Below are 17,216 nucleotides of genomic sequence, written 5' to 3' on the forward strand. Positions count from 1 at the left end.
CCCTAATGACTCACCACAAACTGGCGCATATGAAACTGAGCGTGCAAATCATCATAATGATAGTTTTGCCCGACCGGGCAAGCCCTACGGGCTCGACACCCCTTAAGGTTGCAGTCATGCTCTGGATTCTGCGCCAGAAAAGCAGCACAACGTTTCACCTGATACCCCTGGTATGAAAAAGCATCAACCGGACAACTGCTCAGACAAGGTTTTTCTTTACAGTTATGTTCACGCACTTTTGAATCCGGACAATTTGAACAAGGACTAATAACATCAGCCCTTTTCTGATAATCGTCCAACCCTGCTTCGATATCAATATTACCGCTATAGGCCAGCGCAAAGCGGTACGCATGCCACAATCCGAATTCAGGATGCAATGTCAGACCCAGAGGCGATTCAAAACCGGTATCGTTGCGCTTAGCCCAACTAAGAAAAGGATGATAAGGAGGTCCACCGAATGGAAACAGCACCCTTGCATCAAACTCTTCAGCCAGTTGCCGACCCACTCTGAGGCTCCAGCGATCCAGAGGATCAGGTAACAAGTCCTGATACTCCGGCGACTGACTAAAGGCCGGCCAGAGAGACGAACCAACATTACCAATCAACAACAGCGTTACAACACAGCTGTCCTGAGTTGATTCAGCCATCTTTGACCGTTCTTCATCCGGCTCATCAGTCAAGCTCTCAGACAGACATTCAGGAAACAAGGGATCATCCACATCGAGAGATAATTGCGAGCGTATTAGCAACCCCTGCTCAGCCAGCTTTTCTGACAATCGATCTATTAGCCGGGCAGTGTTTACCTGTGGTTTTGCATTTTTCACGACCGAAGCTTCGCTACCTGAATCCTTCATTCTGGCTCCCGAATGAAAACAGTTTATCTATTAAAATCTTATCTATGCACTAATGAATATTATACCGGGATGAAGCATCACTGGCGCTTGCCAGATCAGTGCCTACATCATGGCTTATATCTACACTGGTTTCAGAGTCACCTTTAGCGTTCAGTACTAAAGCCCTGCAGTCCGGTCGACCGGTTGCGGTGGCAATAACCTCACTATCCAGGAACAGATCACCATCGATATCATGAGTGATATGATTCTCTTCTTTGGAGATAACCACCTCAACCGAAGCAGCTCCCGCAGCTAATGCCGCTTTTAGCGCTTCCTCTCTGACAATCTGTTCAGCGCAGTGTTCTGCTTCCTGAAGATTGCTGAATCGCTTAGGTTCACCTTTGTGATACAACGAGAATGCGCCATAGGTTGGCTGGGATATGGTTACTTTTGCCCGCTGGACCACAGACCCCATCACCGCACCGACCGCATTAGCAACATTACCATGTTCCGGTAATATCAATTCAGTTCCCAGCATATCCGCTACGACCGGATAATAACTGGCAGATGGCGCACCCACGGCTACCAGAGGATAGTCCGCTGCAAAGTCCAGATTAAACAGCGCACCGGCACCCGGCTCCTGTTCTGAATTAAAGATAAGTTCCGTCAATAATCCTGCCAGATTCTGTGCCCGCGCCTCACTGAGCTTACCCGCCTGATGCAGACCCGCCTCAACCAGCGTGGTACTGATCTTAGTGACGATCAGCTGATAAACTTCACGGCAAGGCTCTTTCGCATCACCCAGTTCCCATTTACCCATGCCATACAAGTTACGAAGTTGCTTCGCCCACACTTTTGCGGCCAGATTAGCAGTATCAGTACTCCAGTGTTTACTCAGCCCTAACACATGCGCCACATCTGAAGGGGTAAAACCACTATAAATAGCCAGACCAGCACGTTGCAGCTTTGCCAGAGACCGACCTAAGTTACGATCTTCCATCACTGCAGCTTCAAGCTCTATAGGACCATCGGCCAGCCTTTCCCAGGCATAGCGCTCATGCTCACCAAGCTGATTCAATAGCACTTCGTTTGCTTCAAGGCGCATCACAAAACGATTATTACGGGCATTAGGGTAATCATTTAACTGATGTTCCAGACGTTCTAATACCCAGGGGTACTGATGACCTAACAGACACATAGGTACCACCCTACGTGGACCAATACCGATACCCTCGGCAGTACTGTAATGAATTTCACTGTCGCCACCCAGGCCCACAGAATAAACCCGTACGGCCTCAACCATCGGCTGCCAATCACCGACTCTGGCACCTTCTGAACAAAGTTCTGGCTGACCATTACTAACGATTGCTATATCCGTCGTAGTGCCACCCATATCAGCAACAATTGTATTTTTAAGGCCACTCAGAGCACAGGCACCCACTACGCTGGCGGCAGGACCGGAAAGCACCGTAGCAACGGGCTGTTGTAAGGCTGTATCTGTATTTACTAACGAACCATCGCCTTTCACAATCATCAACGGCGCGACAATCTGATGATGACTAAGGATCTCTTTTACTGAACTGATCAAACGCTGAATATATGGCACCATGCGGGCATTTAGCACCGCGGTCAGTGCCCGCTGAGGTGCACCCAGACTACTGGCCAACTCATGGCCACAGGCCACCGGTTTCCCTGTCAGCTCTTCAACCAAAGTACGTAGCCGAACTTCATGGCTGGTATTACGGGTACCAAACATCGCCGAAATAGCAAAAGCTGATACTTTATCTTTAAGTGCCAGTATCGCATTGCGAGCAGCGGCTTCATCCAGCGGCTCACTTTCATCACCATTGGCATCGTGTCCACCAGTGAGCAGCACAGCTCCTTCGTCGGTAACGATATCTAACAAACCACTCTGAGCAATCTGACGCTCATTATAACCCGGCAACAGCACACAGACCGGCGCGCCCTGCCCTTCAACAACGGAGTTAGTGGTCAGAGTAGTCGACAACGAAACCAGGGTAATATCGGTCATCATTTCTGCCGGCAAACCAGACAGAGCGTTATCGATACCGATGGTCAGATCATAGCGGGTAGTCAGGCTTTTATAGGTAGCCACAACCTGTTGCTGGTCATCAACCAATACTGCATCTGTATAGGTGCCACCTGTATCTATACCCAAACGAAAAGCCATACCTTACCTCATTAATAAAAAACCGGGCCAGCGTACAAGCTATCAGGAACAGGGCTATACAAAGGAGCATACTGCGGCACAAACTGTTCGCTGCGCGACATAAGCCCATACCAGGAAAAGGGTTACTTTGAGAAGGAGGTAAGACAGGTAGCAACAGAACCGTTACATAATCATTTCACAGCGAAATTACTTATAGTCATAGTCAGCCGAAAATCTGGCTCTTCATAAACACCCTGCTTTTTAATATGCCGCTACTTAATAGAGCAACGGTTTTGTTCGTGATGGCGGGTTATATTCTTGATATCAATGAAAGCAACAAAGCTTTAGCTCACAGCCTTTCACAATAGCGCATGCAGTAACTCATTCATCAATCAGGACTTTCAGCTTCCAGCTCCATTTCGTAAGCAAAGCAATAATGTTGGCTTGTTTCTTTCTTTGCTACATACATAGCGTCGTCCGCCAAACTGATCAAATGATTGATGCTTACTGAGTCTCGCGGATATAGTGCTATACCAATGCTAACGCCGATATTCACTTCTGTATTATCAATTTCGAAAGGCTGGTTAACCGCATGAAAAATAGAATTTACAACACGATGGGTGGCATCAGTACCACATAGATCCTCCATAACCAGTACAAATTCATCACCTCCGTATCGGGCCACAGTATCCATTTCCCGAAGGCATCCCTTCAAACGATCCGCGACCTCCTTAATTACAAGATCACCTGCGTCATGACCACTTTCGTCATTAACCTGCTTAAAGTCATTCAGGTCGATAAACATGACCGCAACTTCGGTTTTGTTCCTTTTAGCGGCAATAATTGCCTGCTTCAATCGGTCAAATAATAGTCCGCGATTAGGCAGCCCTGTCAAGCCATCATGACTGGCCAGATAGCGGTTTTTTTCTTCCGCCTGTTTTTGCTGCAACTCCCGCTCAGCCAGATTATCGGCCATTGTATTGAACGCGTGAGCCAGATCTGTAATCTCGTCCTGACCCGAAATACAAAGACGCTCGTCCAACCGGCCTTTTGAAATACGCTTTGCTCCACGTTTTAACAGCGCTAACCTAGCACTCATCTTTCTGGCCAGCAGCAGACCTAAAATAGAGCTGGTTAACAGTGCGAATAAACTGACCAGCAGAATTTTCCTCTCCAATTCATTCACCGAACTGAAAGCCTCTTCCTGCGCTATTTCTACCACCAGACAAAGACCGGCCTGTGGTAACCAACGATATGATGCGATTACAGGTCTTTTCTGAGCGCCAATCCCCACCCAGATTCCACTGTTACCGTTCAGACAGCGTTTGACCGCTTCAGTATGAATACCCCGCGACAGCACTGCCGGGTTATGAATAAGCCTGGGTTGAGTGACAAACAGGTTTGCCTTATCAACAAAATAGGCCTGTAAGCTGTCCCGTCTTTCAGCAACTCGTTGAGCAAGGATCTGGAGGTTTTCAAGTTCAATCCGTGCGGCGACTACTGCCAGCGGATGACCCGGAGCTGACTCTATAGGGGCCGAAACCACCATCGAGGGCGATTGGGTACTAATAGAATAATACGGGGGTTGTATATATAGTTCGCGACGACCTTCGATGAAGTAGGATCTATCCTCTTTAAACTGACCTTTCAGGTCAGGATCACTCGAAATAAAAATTTCACCGTTCGCTGCGTTCATTATAAAAATGGAATTATAGCTCGTATTATTGTGATGCCAGTTAGTCAACTCTTGCTGCAGATATTGCTCGGCAAGAAGCCTTTGATCTTCGTCTATCCCGGATATCGAGAGTTCATCGATATGAGTTAACACATGATTCGAGTTTGCGATCATTTTTGGCCCCATCAATTGATGAGCGAACCAAACCTCAAAGGCGGCTGTTTTTTCCTCAATAATAGCGTCCAGCTCAGACACTACAGCAGCCTTCAGCGAATCCCGACTGCTGTTGTAATCAAACAGACTAATAGCCATCACAACGATCATAGCGAACGAACTGAAAGCTAAAGACATCCGTGTTGCAAGGCGCATAACTTAATCCGTAACCTATCCGCTAAGGACCGTAAATTCGGCGCAAGAATTCGAGTGTATATACATCTACAGGGTCGATACCTTTCTCCAGAACGCCACTAAGCTCCAGGGTAGAAGCTATATTTTCCCACACCTTTGGTGACATCGAACCTATACGATTTTCACCGGTATGCACTAATGGAATGCTAGCGGCCATAGCCTGGTTTTGCATAACCCTGTCAACGGCAGGATTATGACGTTTAACTAATTCACCCACCTTTTCAGAATTTTCCACGGCCCACTCCCAACCCTTCAACGTTGCGCGCAGGAATCGAAACACTACCTCCGGTTTTTCAGCGATAAATTTTTCCGTCGAATAGATCACTCTGGCATAGGAGTGCACACCATAGTTATCCGGAAATATCAGATTTACCTTGTGGCCATTGGACATCACAGACTGTGTCAGTCCAGTGATATAAGCTCCCCAGATAGGTACATCCCCCCTCAAAACAAGGTCCAGATTGCTTGCCATTACTACGGTTTCATATTGATCAGGGGTTATATCAAAGCGGGAAAGCATAGCGGTTAAAGCCGGCTTCAAATTGGGCGCTACACGTATTTTTTTGCCTATAAAGTCACTCGGGTGCTTAATCCCGAAATCGGCAAGCGAGAAAAAAACCACAGGACTACGACGAAAACTTGCAGCTAAAGCCTTGACCGGAAGACCTTGGGAACGATGGATAAGCAGCGCTTCACCCGAGCCTATACCTAATTGAGATTCTCCTGATACCACCGGAGCCACCCAATCAACATTCGGGCCACCAGCTTTAAGGGTAACATCCAACCCCTCATCGGTATAAAAACCCTTAGCTAATGCAGCATAGATGCCGCCATAAGATGCGTGATGTTTCCAGTCTAATTGAACAGATATCTGCTCAACAGCAGCAACTGAGCGCCAAACAAACAGAAACAGAAATACCACAAAAACTCTCATTCTCATGATAAACCCTCCTAAGACCTGAACTTAATCTCGTCGTTGATGAATACAGGCGTGAGGGTATAAATACTTTGGGGGAAATGAGGCTCTCCAGAGCTCGGGATCATCGATTCTTGGCAGCAAACGCTTAGCATGACAAAGTCCTTTTAAATGTGAAATTAAAAGTCACGTTAACAGCTTAGTCGGCCATCGCTTATGGTCAATCCTGAAACACCCAAACTGGGATATGACAAATTTTAGAGATAAGCAAGGTGCTCAATTACTCTTAATGCATCCTTTTGTTTTACTCATAAAAAGAATCGAGGCGGGAATATAGACGTTCTTTGTTCAGAGTTAGCAATTAATCCTCAGACGAGATTAATTGCCTTCTCATTCGTAGCAACAAATATCACAACGATAAGTTATATAATCAGAATCAGGTACGTCGGCGACTACGACGCGCTGAGCCACCCCGTTCAGCACGGCGACGTTCAATCAGCTGTTTAACACGCTCAGGCATTTCAGCCTCAAGCCCGACTCGGGTGCCGGCATCATAGCTCTGCCACTGCTCAATCTCAGCATCCGTTCGGCCACAGCCGAAGCACCATCCTGTGTTTTCGTCTGATTTACAGACCCCCACACAAGGAGACATCTCAGCTTGTGCAATTAATTCTTCATCGGTCAGATGTTGCCCTTCAACTGTCATAATTTCTTCACCCTGCTTATTCTTTTAAAAAATTCAGCACAAACAAAATTGCAGGGTAGCCCCAGAAAATCATCTCTGTCGCTTACCCCGCTCTACAGTGCAGATTGCGCAGTTATGCTCTGCTGCATATCCTCACCTTCTATTCTTTACTGCCTAATTTTCACTATCTCAGCTTCACTGCCTTTTCTCAGGTTCTTAGTGATAACCTGTTTAACAGCCCTATTCACCACTAAAGACAACGGTCTTGTTTCCATCCAGGAACACACGCTGCTCACAGTGCAGTTTCACAGCTTTGTTTAAGGTCATCCGCTCAGTATCACGCCCTTTTGCCACCAGACGCTCCGGGGTAAAGCTGTGATCCACCGGCTCAACACTCTGGGTAATAATCGGGCCTTCATCCAGATCACTGCTAACGTAATGCGCCGTTGCACCTACTAGTTTCACGCCTTTGTCATACGCCTGATGATAAGGCTTAGCGCCCTTAAAACCAGGTAGCAATGAGTGATGGATATTGATTGCACGGCCTTCCAGCTTCTTACACAGATCATTAGACAAAACCTGCATGTAACGCGCCAGTACAACCAGATCAGCACCAGTTTCTTCGATGATCTCCATCATCTGCGCTTCTTGTTGCGGCTTAGTCTCGGCAGTAATAGGCAGGTGGTAGTATGGAATACCATGCCATTCAGCCAACCCCTGAAGATCCGGATGATTGGAAATAATCGCCGGGATCTCAATGTTGAGAGAACCGGTACGGTAGCGATACAGCAGATCCTGCAAACAATGATCGTATTTGGAAACCAGAATAACGACTTTTTCCGGTACGCTAGCGTCACGTAGCTCCCACTGCATTGAGAATTTATTCGCAGCTTCAGCAAACTGAGTTGTCAGCTCTTCAATCGGTAACGCATCTGCACCATCGTTTTTGAACTCTACCCGAATAAAAAACCGGTGGGCTTCAGTATCGTCAAAGGTGTGCATCTCATGGACATAACACTGACGCTCACATAAAAAACGGGTTACAACATCCAGGGAACCGATCACCCCATCACAAGTAGCAGTCAGAATATAGTTCGGTGTTTCTCTGTTCATCACTGTTCCTTTAACATTGTTCTGCCCCGCCCCAACAAAGCAGATGGCCACACACTATTGAATACAGCTACCTGTCGACGCTGTATCGCGTACGCTCCGGAGCTAACATGAGATCATAATAATCACAGGGGATATGCGGGTACTACTTGCGAGCGACCCGATGCAACGTAGATGCGACAACCGTAAAACTATCTACGACAACAGAACTGACAATAAGACCAACAGCCGTCTCGAGTACATTAAGGAAACCGTTCAATAAAAAGGTAAGATAAAGCAGCCGAATATAACTTTTGAAAGGTCACTGTTATGACTAACATCCAGCTCTACTCTCTAGGCTCTCCCAACGGCATAAAAATTCCTATTGCTCTGGAGGAGATGGGAATGGCCTACGATGTTCATACGGTTGATATTCTAAAAGGCGAACAATTCGCAGACAGCTTTAAAAAGCTAAATCCAAACTGCAAAATACCCGCAATAGTTGATCCTCAGGGACCTGACGGTACGCCTCACTCAATAATGGAGTCAGGCGCTATTTTGCTATATCTGGCAGAAAAATCAGGCAAACTGCTGCCGGAGAATCCTTCAGAAAGAAGTGAAGCGATCCAGTGGCTGTTTTTCCAGGCGGCTAATATCGGCCCTATGTTTGGCGCTTTTGGCCATTTTCATACTTATGGTAAAGACAACTGCGATCACCCCTACCCTGAAGCACGATTTGCCACAGAAACCCAAAGACTTTTAAGCATTTTAAATGAGCGTCTTGAAAGCCATGAATACATTGTAGGCCACACATATAGCATTGCCGACATCTCAATATTCCCCTGGGTAATCTGGCTCAATATGTTTTATAAGGCGGGTAACCAGCTAAAGCTTGAGTCTTTCTCTCATGTAATGGCGTGGGTTAACAAATGCAGCTCAAGGCCAGCAACCATCAGAGGATTTGAGGTTTATAACTTTACAGAGATGGGCAAAACATAAGCCTGCCTAAAAAGCCCAGTAAATAAAACTTGATAAAAAGCCTTCAATCGAAGGCCCCTAGTTACAGCATCATCTAACGCTATTATCTGATAGCAACAGATAAGACTGATTCAATCAGAACGGTCGCTACCTTAGAACGGAACGTCGTCATCGAATGCCGGCGGGGAATCATGATCAAAAGCCGGTGTCTGATCGAATCCGGCATCTACAGGGTTGCCGGTCTGGATTTTCCAGGCCTGCAGGTTATTAAAATACCGGCCATTATATTCGCGACCACGAATATCAAAAGTAACAGTGACTTCCTGCCCAGGCTGAAGACGATCAAGCAAGCTTACCTTGTCCTGTACAAATTCCAGATTAATTTCCTGCGGATACTTGCCATCCTCAACAGTGACAACCATTTCACGCTTAGTAAAACCACTATTGAATGTCTGAGCATCCTGAATCAATTTAACCTTACCGGTCAACTCGTAAGCCATTACCTGTACCTTGTATTAAACGAAGCGCTTGCCCCGATTTGTTTAGCCTGAAAGACCGATATCTTCTGATACTCCCCAGAAGTTAGCGAGCCTGACAAAAAGTGCCCTATGAAAAGTAAGCAGTCTATTTTAACCGAGTTAATTGTCAACTAAAGGTGATACTGTTTATTCAGAATGATAGCGCCGCCTTAAGCGGATAAAGCTAGCGAAGCGCAAAATAAAGAAAGCGAAGCAAAAAAATAAAGATAGTGAAGCACAAAACAAAGATAACTGTTTTTGTTCTGCTTGCAGGCCTTGTTATGCTTTTCGTCTTGTTAAAGACTAAGCCGGCTTTTCTTTGCGGGCTAACATATCCATAAACTTTTCAAATCGCCTCTGCCTGGTTTCCGGTTTCTTCGCACTGGTTAATCCGTGCGCGATGACATAACGATTCGCTTTAGTCAGCGTTTCAAAGAACTGTTTTTCCTTCGGCTTGCTCTCCAGTGCTGCCAGAAAATCCGCTGGCACTTTCATTTCACTTACCACATAGGCGTTCTCCCACCGGCCATCCGCTTTGGCAGCACGAACCTGCACCAGCCCAGGCTCCGTCATCCGGCCCTCGTTTATCAAACGCTCTACATGCTCCCGGTTCCGTTTCGACCAGTTGCTGCGCGCTTTTCTTGGCGTAATCCGCTGAAGATAGGACTGGTCATCGATTGACTTCTTAATACCATCGATCCAGCCCCAGCACAGCGCCTCAACCACGACATCATCCCAGGTTACACTGGCAATCCCTGTCTTTTTCTTGAACATCTTCACCCACAGCTCAGTTTCGGTGGCGTGGTTCGCCTTGAGCCACCCGCCGAGATCTTCCGGCGCTGCAAAGGTCATGATTTTCGATGTATCGGGTTCAGGCATAAACTAGATTCTCTTTGGTATAACGCATTAATAGACGACGCGCTTTTTTTACACGACTATTGGAGGCCTTTTATGGCCGGAACGATTATTGAGCAACTTATTATGATTGTGGCTGGGGAATCTTATATTCGTAAAAGACAACGCTATTGTCTCCCCCCGTTTGCTCAACAAAGCCTAACTTTTTAAGTAAGTTAGCCGAGGCGATATTAGATGGAGCAACGCCCCCGATAAGCTTAACCCATTGCTCTGTTTTTGAAGATTTCAAAATAAAACCCTGAAGCAACTCATTGGCTAAACCTTTGCCCCAATATTCTTCACTCAGTAAATAACCAATATGAGCATCCCGACCATTTTCGACAACTGCAAACAGGAACCCAATTAAACTATCCTCTACAGACTTACCCTCTATAAACTTACCCTCTACAGACTTATCCTCTGCATACTTAACCAAAAACAACCGGCTTTCCGACAACATACGCGCTAACCAAGCCTGAGCTTTCTCTTGCGAGTCGATGCCATGAAAGTAACCTGGAAGATGCTTAACAACTGATGGTGTAAGGATTTCAGGTATACGATTAAGCAAGACCTCACGCTCGGACAAGCCAATATCACCCGGAACTTCAAATACTTTCAATCTTGAACTTTCAAATGATAAAGCCATGCAGCTTACCTGTTTTTATAAAAACCATAACGCCTGCGTCACGGGTGGCGAAAAGCGCAGCTTTTTGATCCCGTGCACGCACTTGTTAGGTTTTCGAACTTGGGTTTAGCGGCTAGTCTACGAGTGCAAGAGGCTTGACAATAACATCAACACCCGTCAATAGACTTATGTTTTTAACCATATTTCCTTCGACGTTCACGATTTCATCGCTGAGCCTAATCTTCGGGTCAACAATCTTCACTTCAACGCCATTGACAGCTTTGAGTTCCTCTTGCACTTTGGCTAACACTTTGAGCTTCAGCTCTTCTATTCTAGGACCGAGTTTAAATTTCATCTTTTCCTCGATACTTGCTTCTAGATGCTGTTTTATTAAGTTAACGACAGCCGCATAAGCCGGGTTTTCAAGCTTCCCATTTATCTTGACCTTCTCCAGCGAAAAAACATGGTTCTCTGAAATGACAGGTAGCGCGGTCAAGTAAATAGTGCCAGAAGGCTTGAAAAACGATCCGACTTCAAGCTTGAAATCTATGCCGATAACAATTTTCTCTTTGTTCGGGTAAATTTCAATACCCTTTAGCGACACCTCTGCATCTGAAATCTCATCTTGCGTTTTGATGAGAGCGTTTAATTCTGACTCGATGGTGCCTTTTTTAGCATCTAATATCGTGTGAAGCTCTTTATAAGGGATAACAAATGGAAGATTTATATCTATTATATTTTCAATGCCACTTGAGGGGGTGAGCTGTGGAATACCAATTGTTTTAGGTGTATAGCCAAATTCGACTCCCATTTTCAATTTTGCGCCAATGGACATTTCAAGATTTTTGTCGGAGAAAAAGATATTGGGTGAAAAAATATCAATGGGCTGAATTCCGAATGAGTAATCCCCATGTTCTGTACTAATTCTCGCGTTAGAAGGCACAGAAAGCTTGTCAATTTCATTCTTGATAGTAGCGCAATCTATGGCTCCCTCAATAGCTTTAGTTACCATTGGCTGAAGCCCGAGGTTAGCAATCTGTGCTGCAACGTTGAAGTCAAGCCAAGTGTTTCCGACTATTTCAATTCTAGGTCCTTTTTCCCAGTCAATATACGTATCAACTGAAAGTACCGGGCACCACTCCCTATTGAAGTTGAGTCCGACAAGAAACTCTACATTAACATCGACATCAAAATTTTTATTATCAAGCAATCCAATTTTAGCAATGTCGCCTCGGAAGCCTGCTTTGCCTTTGGCAGTTATAGGCACAGTGATCTTAAGCTTATTCCCTGCAATACCTTCGAACTCAATTTTTCTAGCTAGACCAACTTCGTATTTCGCCTTGTAACCGATATCAACTTTAGCACTTGAATATATCCATTTGCTCGGGTGATAGAGAGGGTCTTTCGTTTTTATCCACTTTCTCGGGTGATAAAGAGGATTTTTCGTTTTTACACATCTTTTGTCTTTAATAAAACCCGCATTGTATGAAACGCATTTCTCTATCCATTTATTCGGATTGTACAGCGGATCTTTCGTTTTTATCCATTCTCTTGGGTGATATAAGGGGTCATTGGTTTTTAGAGTATAGGTTTCGCTAAATTCTCCTTTCTCCTCACCAGAAATTGGGGAAGAGAATTTACTTTCGATAACCTTTTCTACCTCATCTAAATTAACTCCTACTTTAATCGCCAATGAGCTGTCAGGAATCTCGTATTTGTATTCTTGATATTGCCGTTCCGGTTTTACGCCAATACTTCCAATATTGTCACAGCCCGTTATGGCTAGTAGCGATGCGGCTATCGATAAAGCTCGTAATAGTTTTTTCATAACCCTCTCCAGTACGAATTATTGGTATACCCCAAATTTACTATCTAGTGCTCTATAAGGTAGATGCTACCCAACAACCTCCTAGGAAACCTAACGCCAAGCAAAGCGGCGCAGCTGCGTCCTTGCTTGTGCGCCTTGTTATATTACGACCGCTCATCAAACATTTTCTTAGTAGCCGGCCTAAGAGAAGAGCTATCTGACATGATAAAACCTGCGCCAGTATGGTACATACTCGTTAAATTCTTAGAGTATCTGAAGTAGTAGGTTTTACCTGACTCGAACTCCCCTTGTAAATTTCCGCTCTCACGGCCTGGTGCAAATACCACTGATTCTCTCGAAGTAAGGGCGTGACTCCCAGGACCGACAATGAATCGTACGAACTGCCCTGTACCGAGTTTGCCGACCAATTTACCATCTACGTAGAAAAAAGGTTTTTCGGGGTTCATGGAATGATAAGCAACATCTGTTCGATATATATAAACAATAGATGCGTTGCTTTCATTTAAAGTCGATGAAGGAACATATGGACTTGTTGATGCGCAACCAGTTAATACAAGAATAATTAATGTAGAGATTAGTAATTTCATTTCCACTCCTTGGTAATATAACGCTTACAGCAGTTGAGCGCATAGCGCGTCAACTGCCTGTTTTTGTTATGACCTTTAAATTTATTAATTCTGATTGCAACTGGCGAACATCATAAAAATACAGCGTAAAATATTTTTTATTTTTCATGCTTAATCTCATGTATGAAAAGAACCAGTAATTCAGAACAAATACTTTTTCTATGTCGCTTATCGCAAATTCAATGTAAAGATTGCTGTTGGGGTTGTTGAATTTAAACATTCCCTCAGAGAGAGAAGCCGTTGCTCCTCTGTTATTTTTTGGAAAGTTTCTAGTCCAGCGCCGCGTCATAAGGGCCATAGAGCCTACAAAAGCAAAAATGAACAATATAACCCCATGTTCAAAACCTAACTCCCACATCAACCAATAAATACCCCAGACAACGGCCCCGAATGCAGTCATTATCCAATTGAAAGTGTTTAACTGATTTTCATTCCACTGTACTTGCATAATCCCTAGTCATAACGCCGCGAGCACGGGCGAGGAGCGCAGCGACTAGTCCAACCCGCTTGTGGGTGTTCTGCCTTGCCTTGTTATAGAAGCGAACTGTTGTTTTAACTACTTCCATGTAATGTGCCTATGCTCATTAATATTGGGCCAGAACTGCAATGCTGACCCGCTAATAAAAGCCTGCTGGATGGCACACCCGAATGACTGAGAAGGCGGTGCCGATTCTGCAAACTTACCTATGGCACCAGGAACGAAATCGCTGAAGAGAATACACAGCACATCCTTGATGCTGGACTGCCAACGGATGGCAGTGATTACCTGATAATAGCTGAACTCAGATTAAAAATCTTAGAGCGCTATAACGCCAAGCTCAGCCGTCGAGGCACGAGGTCAGCTGAAGCTTCTTGTTATGTTCCGAGTTTAGTGTTTGATCAAGAAAGTTCACAATATCAGAGCTTAGCGTCTCATGAAAAGCTCTTCGATCGAACCCGTCTGGATCTTCTCCCACAACTCCCAATTCGTTTTTCATGGCTTCTGGGAAAGGTGTTATAAACGAATAATGCCCAGCATTTGGAACAGTGCAGTAGGTTAAAAGTTTGGGGTTTCTATAATTTTTGGCGATGACTTCAGATTGATATGGCTCAGTCAATTCAGTATCTCTCTCTGCTCTGAGAAGTAGAGCTGGGATATCAACCTTATTTAGGGAATCAGCTGAATTGAACAGAATGCCAACAGGAGCCATCATCACAATTGCTTTAATCCGTTCGTCACGCAAGTTCTCTATCTTAACTTTCTCGGTTTTATTTTCCCTTGCCAAACCACAAAAAGGCTCGTTTATTTGCGAGTTTGAAAGACATAAATCCACAATATGGCTGGTATCAGCTTTCCCGCCAGCTACCGCCAACGCCGTATATCCACCGGTTGAATGTCCAACTACCGCTATTTTTTGAGCGTTGATACTCTCTGACACATTACGGCTAGACAAAATAGCATCAATTGATGCACTAATATGTTGTGGTCTATTTTTCCAATTGCTAACCGTCCCTGCAAACTGATTGTTTATATAATTATTCTTTGGATGTAGCGGCATACCAACAACAAAGCCACTTTTTACTAGAGCAAACGCAATACTTCTATGTCCTAAATTTGTACCGCCCGAGCCATGTGAAATAACGACCAGAGGAAATTTTCCTTCTGCTACTTTGCCGCCAATGGATAACTCCATTTTGAAAGGGCCGAAATTAACTTGCTTTGATGGCGTATCTGAGGGGTAGATCAGTGCAACAGAAAATTGTTCGCCTGTAGCTTTCGACTCAACATCTACTTTTTCGTAACCTATGTAAAACTCTCCATTGTTCTTTTGCACCTCTGTTGATTCTGAACATCCAGCTAAAACTGAGAACGCGAAAGCAACGGTAAATAGTTTAATGTTTTTCACTCTGCTCACCAAAGAAACATAACGCTGCCTTAAGCGGACAAAAGTAGTTGGCTACACTTGTTGAGGCACGAAACAAAGCCAACTGTTTTAGTTCCGTTTAAAGGCCTTGTTATATTTTTATTCTTCTATGACAACACCTACTTTTTGCTCGCTTCCACAATCTTGACATATAACCCTTGCATGTGAGTCATCAGAAGCAACCTCTACGGCATAATTCATACTTGTACACTCAGTACATTTTAATGCAGTATCTAGCTCAATATATTTAAGGTATAAATTTTCAAATATCGAGACAACAGTACAAGTAAACAGAAGGCATATTTTTGCTTCTGGTATGCTTTTATTTGGCGAATGCACTACTTCAGATGAATGCTCCCATGCCATTTCCGCCATTTCTTTACAGCGTTTTCTTAATCTTTGATGACTTTTCCCAGGTGCGTATATTGCTACAGCAGCACTTGTTATTCCTTTAAAGTCAGCTGCTTTTAGATTGTTATCTTTAAGTAAAGTTGGATTTTCATCTGAGATCGATTTCCCAAGGTCTACTAAACACTCTCTACAGGTTAAGCCAATTTTTTGAATATCTTCAGGTGCTTCAACAACGTTTAGATCTAATGATGCTATGTTTAAACGTCGACTGATTGATTTTATTCTTCCAATATCGAGAGGTAACTCGTTTATCACATGTTTAAATGTCAAACTCTCTTTCTGGTGCAATCTTTGAGTAACACCTAAGTGAAACGAAAATGCTTCCTCAGCAGAAAAGTAGTATTCATCTTGAGTGTATAAATTCATCGGTGAATTTTCACCCTCTACAACCCACCACCGACTATCTTTTGCTCTCACATTCCAAACATGGATCTCACCATCTCCTTCATCATAGGTTTTTTCAACTTGCATATCTTTTATAGGGCTAACTTTATAACGTGCCAAGTATGCTGTGATTCGGTTTTCTGCATTTATACGATACTCAGGTGTCATTTATAATCCTTTTGGTGATGAAAAGAGCATTGAAAATATAACGCCGCCATAAGCCGCCGACGACCAGAGCCGTTTTGGGCTAAACTGGCGCTTGCGCCAAGCCCAAAAAAGGCGACGGAAGGAGGTCGGTTTGATGGCTTTGTTATATTCAACTCTCAAAGAACGCCCGTATTTCTGCTGCTAACGTTGCAGGTTCTTCTTCAATTACTAGATGCCCCGAATCGGGCACAGTGACGAGTTTTGAACCTGGTATTTTACTTTGAAGTAAATAAGCCTGCTCGCAAGGTATCCACTGGTCTTCCTCACCCCACAATATGAGAACAGGCGCATTTATCTCATCAAACTTATCCTGAAAGTCATCTGTAAATTTTGAGTCTGCTTGTGCAATTTGTCTGTAAAACGCTGCCTTACCCTGCTCGCTACTCCATGGCGCCAATATCCCATCAATCGTATCCTGCTCCAATTTTTGATGGGCGGCTGTTTTTACATATGTTTCAACAATTGCGGAATGGATATAGTCTGGCACACCTGAAAAAGCGCTTTCATGTTTTTCAATATGCTTGAAAAATTGTGAGCCCCAAGGAGATAACGCGACTGGGTCAATCACGACAATCTTCCTGTAGTTGCGTTTATCTAAGATATGATTTCTCAATACGGTGGTACCACCAAAATCATGACCAACAATAAAAGGACATTCTACTTCCCAGTGTTCAACTAAAGCGTCTAACAGCCTATTTTGTATTCCTAGAGAAACATCCGAATCACTCTTGTCTGAATCTCCGTATCCAAGAAGATCAAAGTAGTAAACTCTGTAATGGCAAGACAAATCTCGAATCAAATGCCTTAAGCTGAATGAAGACCAAGGAGTACCGTGTACTAAAATCAGAGGTTCCCCTTCGCCTTCGACACCGTATTTAACGTCTCGACTTTCAAATTTAAATGTATGAGGAAGATTCCAATTGCTCAATTTTAACTCCTTGAATATAACGCTTCAATAACCGGGCAGCCGTTAGGCTGTCCGGCGCCGAAGGCGCAAAGTTCATTGATTTGTTAGGAAGGTTTGGCATTGCTGTTACGATATTCGTTTATGCTCACACGTCCCCA

At 44.3% G+C, this 17,216-nt stretch carries 16 protein-coding genes; 1 reads left to right on the plus strand and 15 read right to left on the minus strand.

Annotated features, from left to right (window positions below; genetic code table 11):
* Positions 1–2: 2 nt before the first annotated feature.
* The 6 genes from EHS89_RS19355 to purU all read right to left on the minus strand — a co-directional run bounded on the left by EHS89_RS19355 (position 3) and on the right by purU (position 7,800).
* The gene (locus tag EHS89_RS19355; RefSeq protein WP_124927817.1) at positions 3–854 is read right to left on the minus strand and encodes a hypothetical protein; all 852 of its coding nucleotides are present in this window, start codon (positions 852–854) and stop codon (positions 3–5) included.
* Between the two features lie 49 nt (positions 855–903).
* On the minus strand, positions 904–3,024 hold the full coding sequence (locus EHS89_RS19360) for a hydantoinase/oxoprolinase N-terminal domain-containing protein (protein WP_124927818.1): 2,121 nt from the start codon (positions 3,022–3,024) through the stop codon (positions 904–906).
* Between the two features lie 367 nt (positions 3,025–3,391).
* Positions 3,392–5,047 carry a sensor domain-containing diguanylate cyclase gene (locus tag EHS89_RS19365; protein WP_124927819.1) on the minus strand — a complete coding sequence of 552 codons (1,656 nt, stop codon included), beginning with the start codon at positions 5,045–5,047 and terminating at the stop codon, positions 3,392–3,394.
* A gap of 22 nt (positions 5,048–5,069) precedes the next feature.
* A complete protein-coding gene (locus EHS89_RS19370) occupies positions 5,070–6,026 on the minus strand; it encodes an ABC transporter substrate-binding protein (RefSeq protein WP_124927820.1) in 957 nt (318 codons plus the stop codon).
* Between the two features lie 412 nt (positions 6,027–6,438).
* Positions 6,439–6,708 (minus strand): DUF1289 domain-containing protein, encoded by a 270-nt coding sequence (locus tag EHS89_RS19375; protein WP_229753624.1) that lies wholly within the window; start codon positions 6,706–6,708, stop codon positions 6,439–6,441.
* Between the two features lie 219 nt (positions 6,709–6,927).
* Complete coding sequence (gene purU, locus EHS89_RS19380; protein ID WP_124927821.1) at positions 6,928–7,800, minus strand: formyltetrahydrofolate deformylase; 873 nt, start codon at positions 7,798–7,800, stop codon at positions 6,928–6,930.
* A gap of 306 nt (positions 7,801–8,106) precedes the next feature.
* Between purU and EHS89_RS19385 the strand changes: the two genes are divergently transcribed.
* Positions 8,107–8,775, plus strand: a complete 669-nt coding sequence (locus tag EHS89_RS19385; protein ID WP_124927822.1) for a glutathione binding-like protein — start codon at positions 8,107–8,109, stop codon at positions 8,773–8,775.
* 131 nt (positions 8,776–8,906) lie between these two features.
* On the opposite strand, the gene EHS89_RS19390 is transcribed toward EHS89_RS19385, so the two are convergent.
* The 9 genes from EHS89_RS19390 to EHS89_RS19430 form a co-directional block, all read right to left on the minus strand.
* Positions 8,907–9,254 (minus strand): DUF3127 domain-containing protein, encoded by a 348-nt coding sequence (locus EHS89_RS19390; protein ID WP_124927823.1) that lies wholly within the window; start codon positions 9,252–9,254, stop codon positions 8,907–8,909.
* 321 nt (positions 9,255–9,575) lie between these two features.
* Complete coding sequence (locus EHS89_RS19395) at positions 9,576–10,151, minus strand: YdeI/OmpD-associated family protein (RefSeq protein WP_124927824.1); 576 nt, start codon at positions 10,149–10,151, stop codon at positions 9,576–9,578.
* Positions 10,152–10,251: 100 nt separating this feature from the next.
* Positions 10,252–10,812 carry a GNAT family N-acetyltransferase gene (locus tag EHS89_RS19400; RefSeq protein ID WP_124927825.1) on the minus strand — a complete coding sequence of 187 codons (561 nt, stop codon included), beginning with the start codon at positions 10,810–10,812 and terminating at the stop codon, positions 10,252–10,254.
* 112 nt (positions 10,813–10,924) lie between these two features.
* A complete protein-coding gene (locus EHS89_RS19405) occupies positions 10,925–12,619 on the minus strand; it encodes a DUF4403 family protein (protein ID WP_124927826.1) in 1,695 nt (564 codons plus the stop codon).
* A 143-nt stretch (positions 12,620–12,762) separates the two neighbouring features.
* Positions 12,763–13,206, minus strand: a complete 444-nt coding sequence (locus EHS89_RS19410; protein ID WP_124927827.1) for a DUF2846 domain-containing protein — start codon at positions 13,204–13,206, stop codon at positions 12,763–12,765.
* A 49-nt stretch (positions 13,207–13,255) separates the two neighbouring features.
* Positions 13,256–13,693 (minus strand): hypothetical protein, encoded by a 438-nt coding sequence (locus EHS89_RS19415; RefSeq protein ID WP_124927828.1) that lies wholly within the window; start codon positions 13,691–13,693, stop codon positions 13,256–13,258.
* 370 nt (positions 13,694–14,063) lie between these two features.
* The gene (locus tag EHS89_RS19420; RefSeq protein WP_124927829.1) at positions 14,064–15,131 is read right to left on the minus strand and encodes an alpha/beta hydrolase family protein; all 1,068 of its coding nucleotides are present in this window, start codon (positions 15,129–15,131) and stop codon (positions 14,064–14,066) included.
* 117 nt (positions 15,132–15,248) lie between these two features.
* Positions 15,249–16,112 (minus strand): hypothetical protein, encoded by an 864-nt coding sequence (locus tag EHS89_RS19425; protein ID WP_124927830.1) that lies wholly within the window; start codon positions 16,110–16,112, stop codon positions 15,249–15,251.
* Between the two features lie 148 nt (positions 16,113–16,260).
* Positions 16,261–17,079 (minus strand): alpha/beta fold hydrolase, encoded by an 819-nt coding sequence (locus EHS89_RS19430; protein WP_124927831.1) that lies wholly within the window; start codon positions 17,077–17,079, stop codon positions 16,261–16,263.
* Positions 17,080–17,216 lie beyond the last annotated feature (137 nt).

The organism is Amphritea balenae (assembly GCF_003858655.1).
GTDB lineage: Bacteria > Pseudomonadota > Gammaproteobacteria > Pseudomonadales > Balneatricaceae > Amphritea > Amphritea balenae.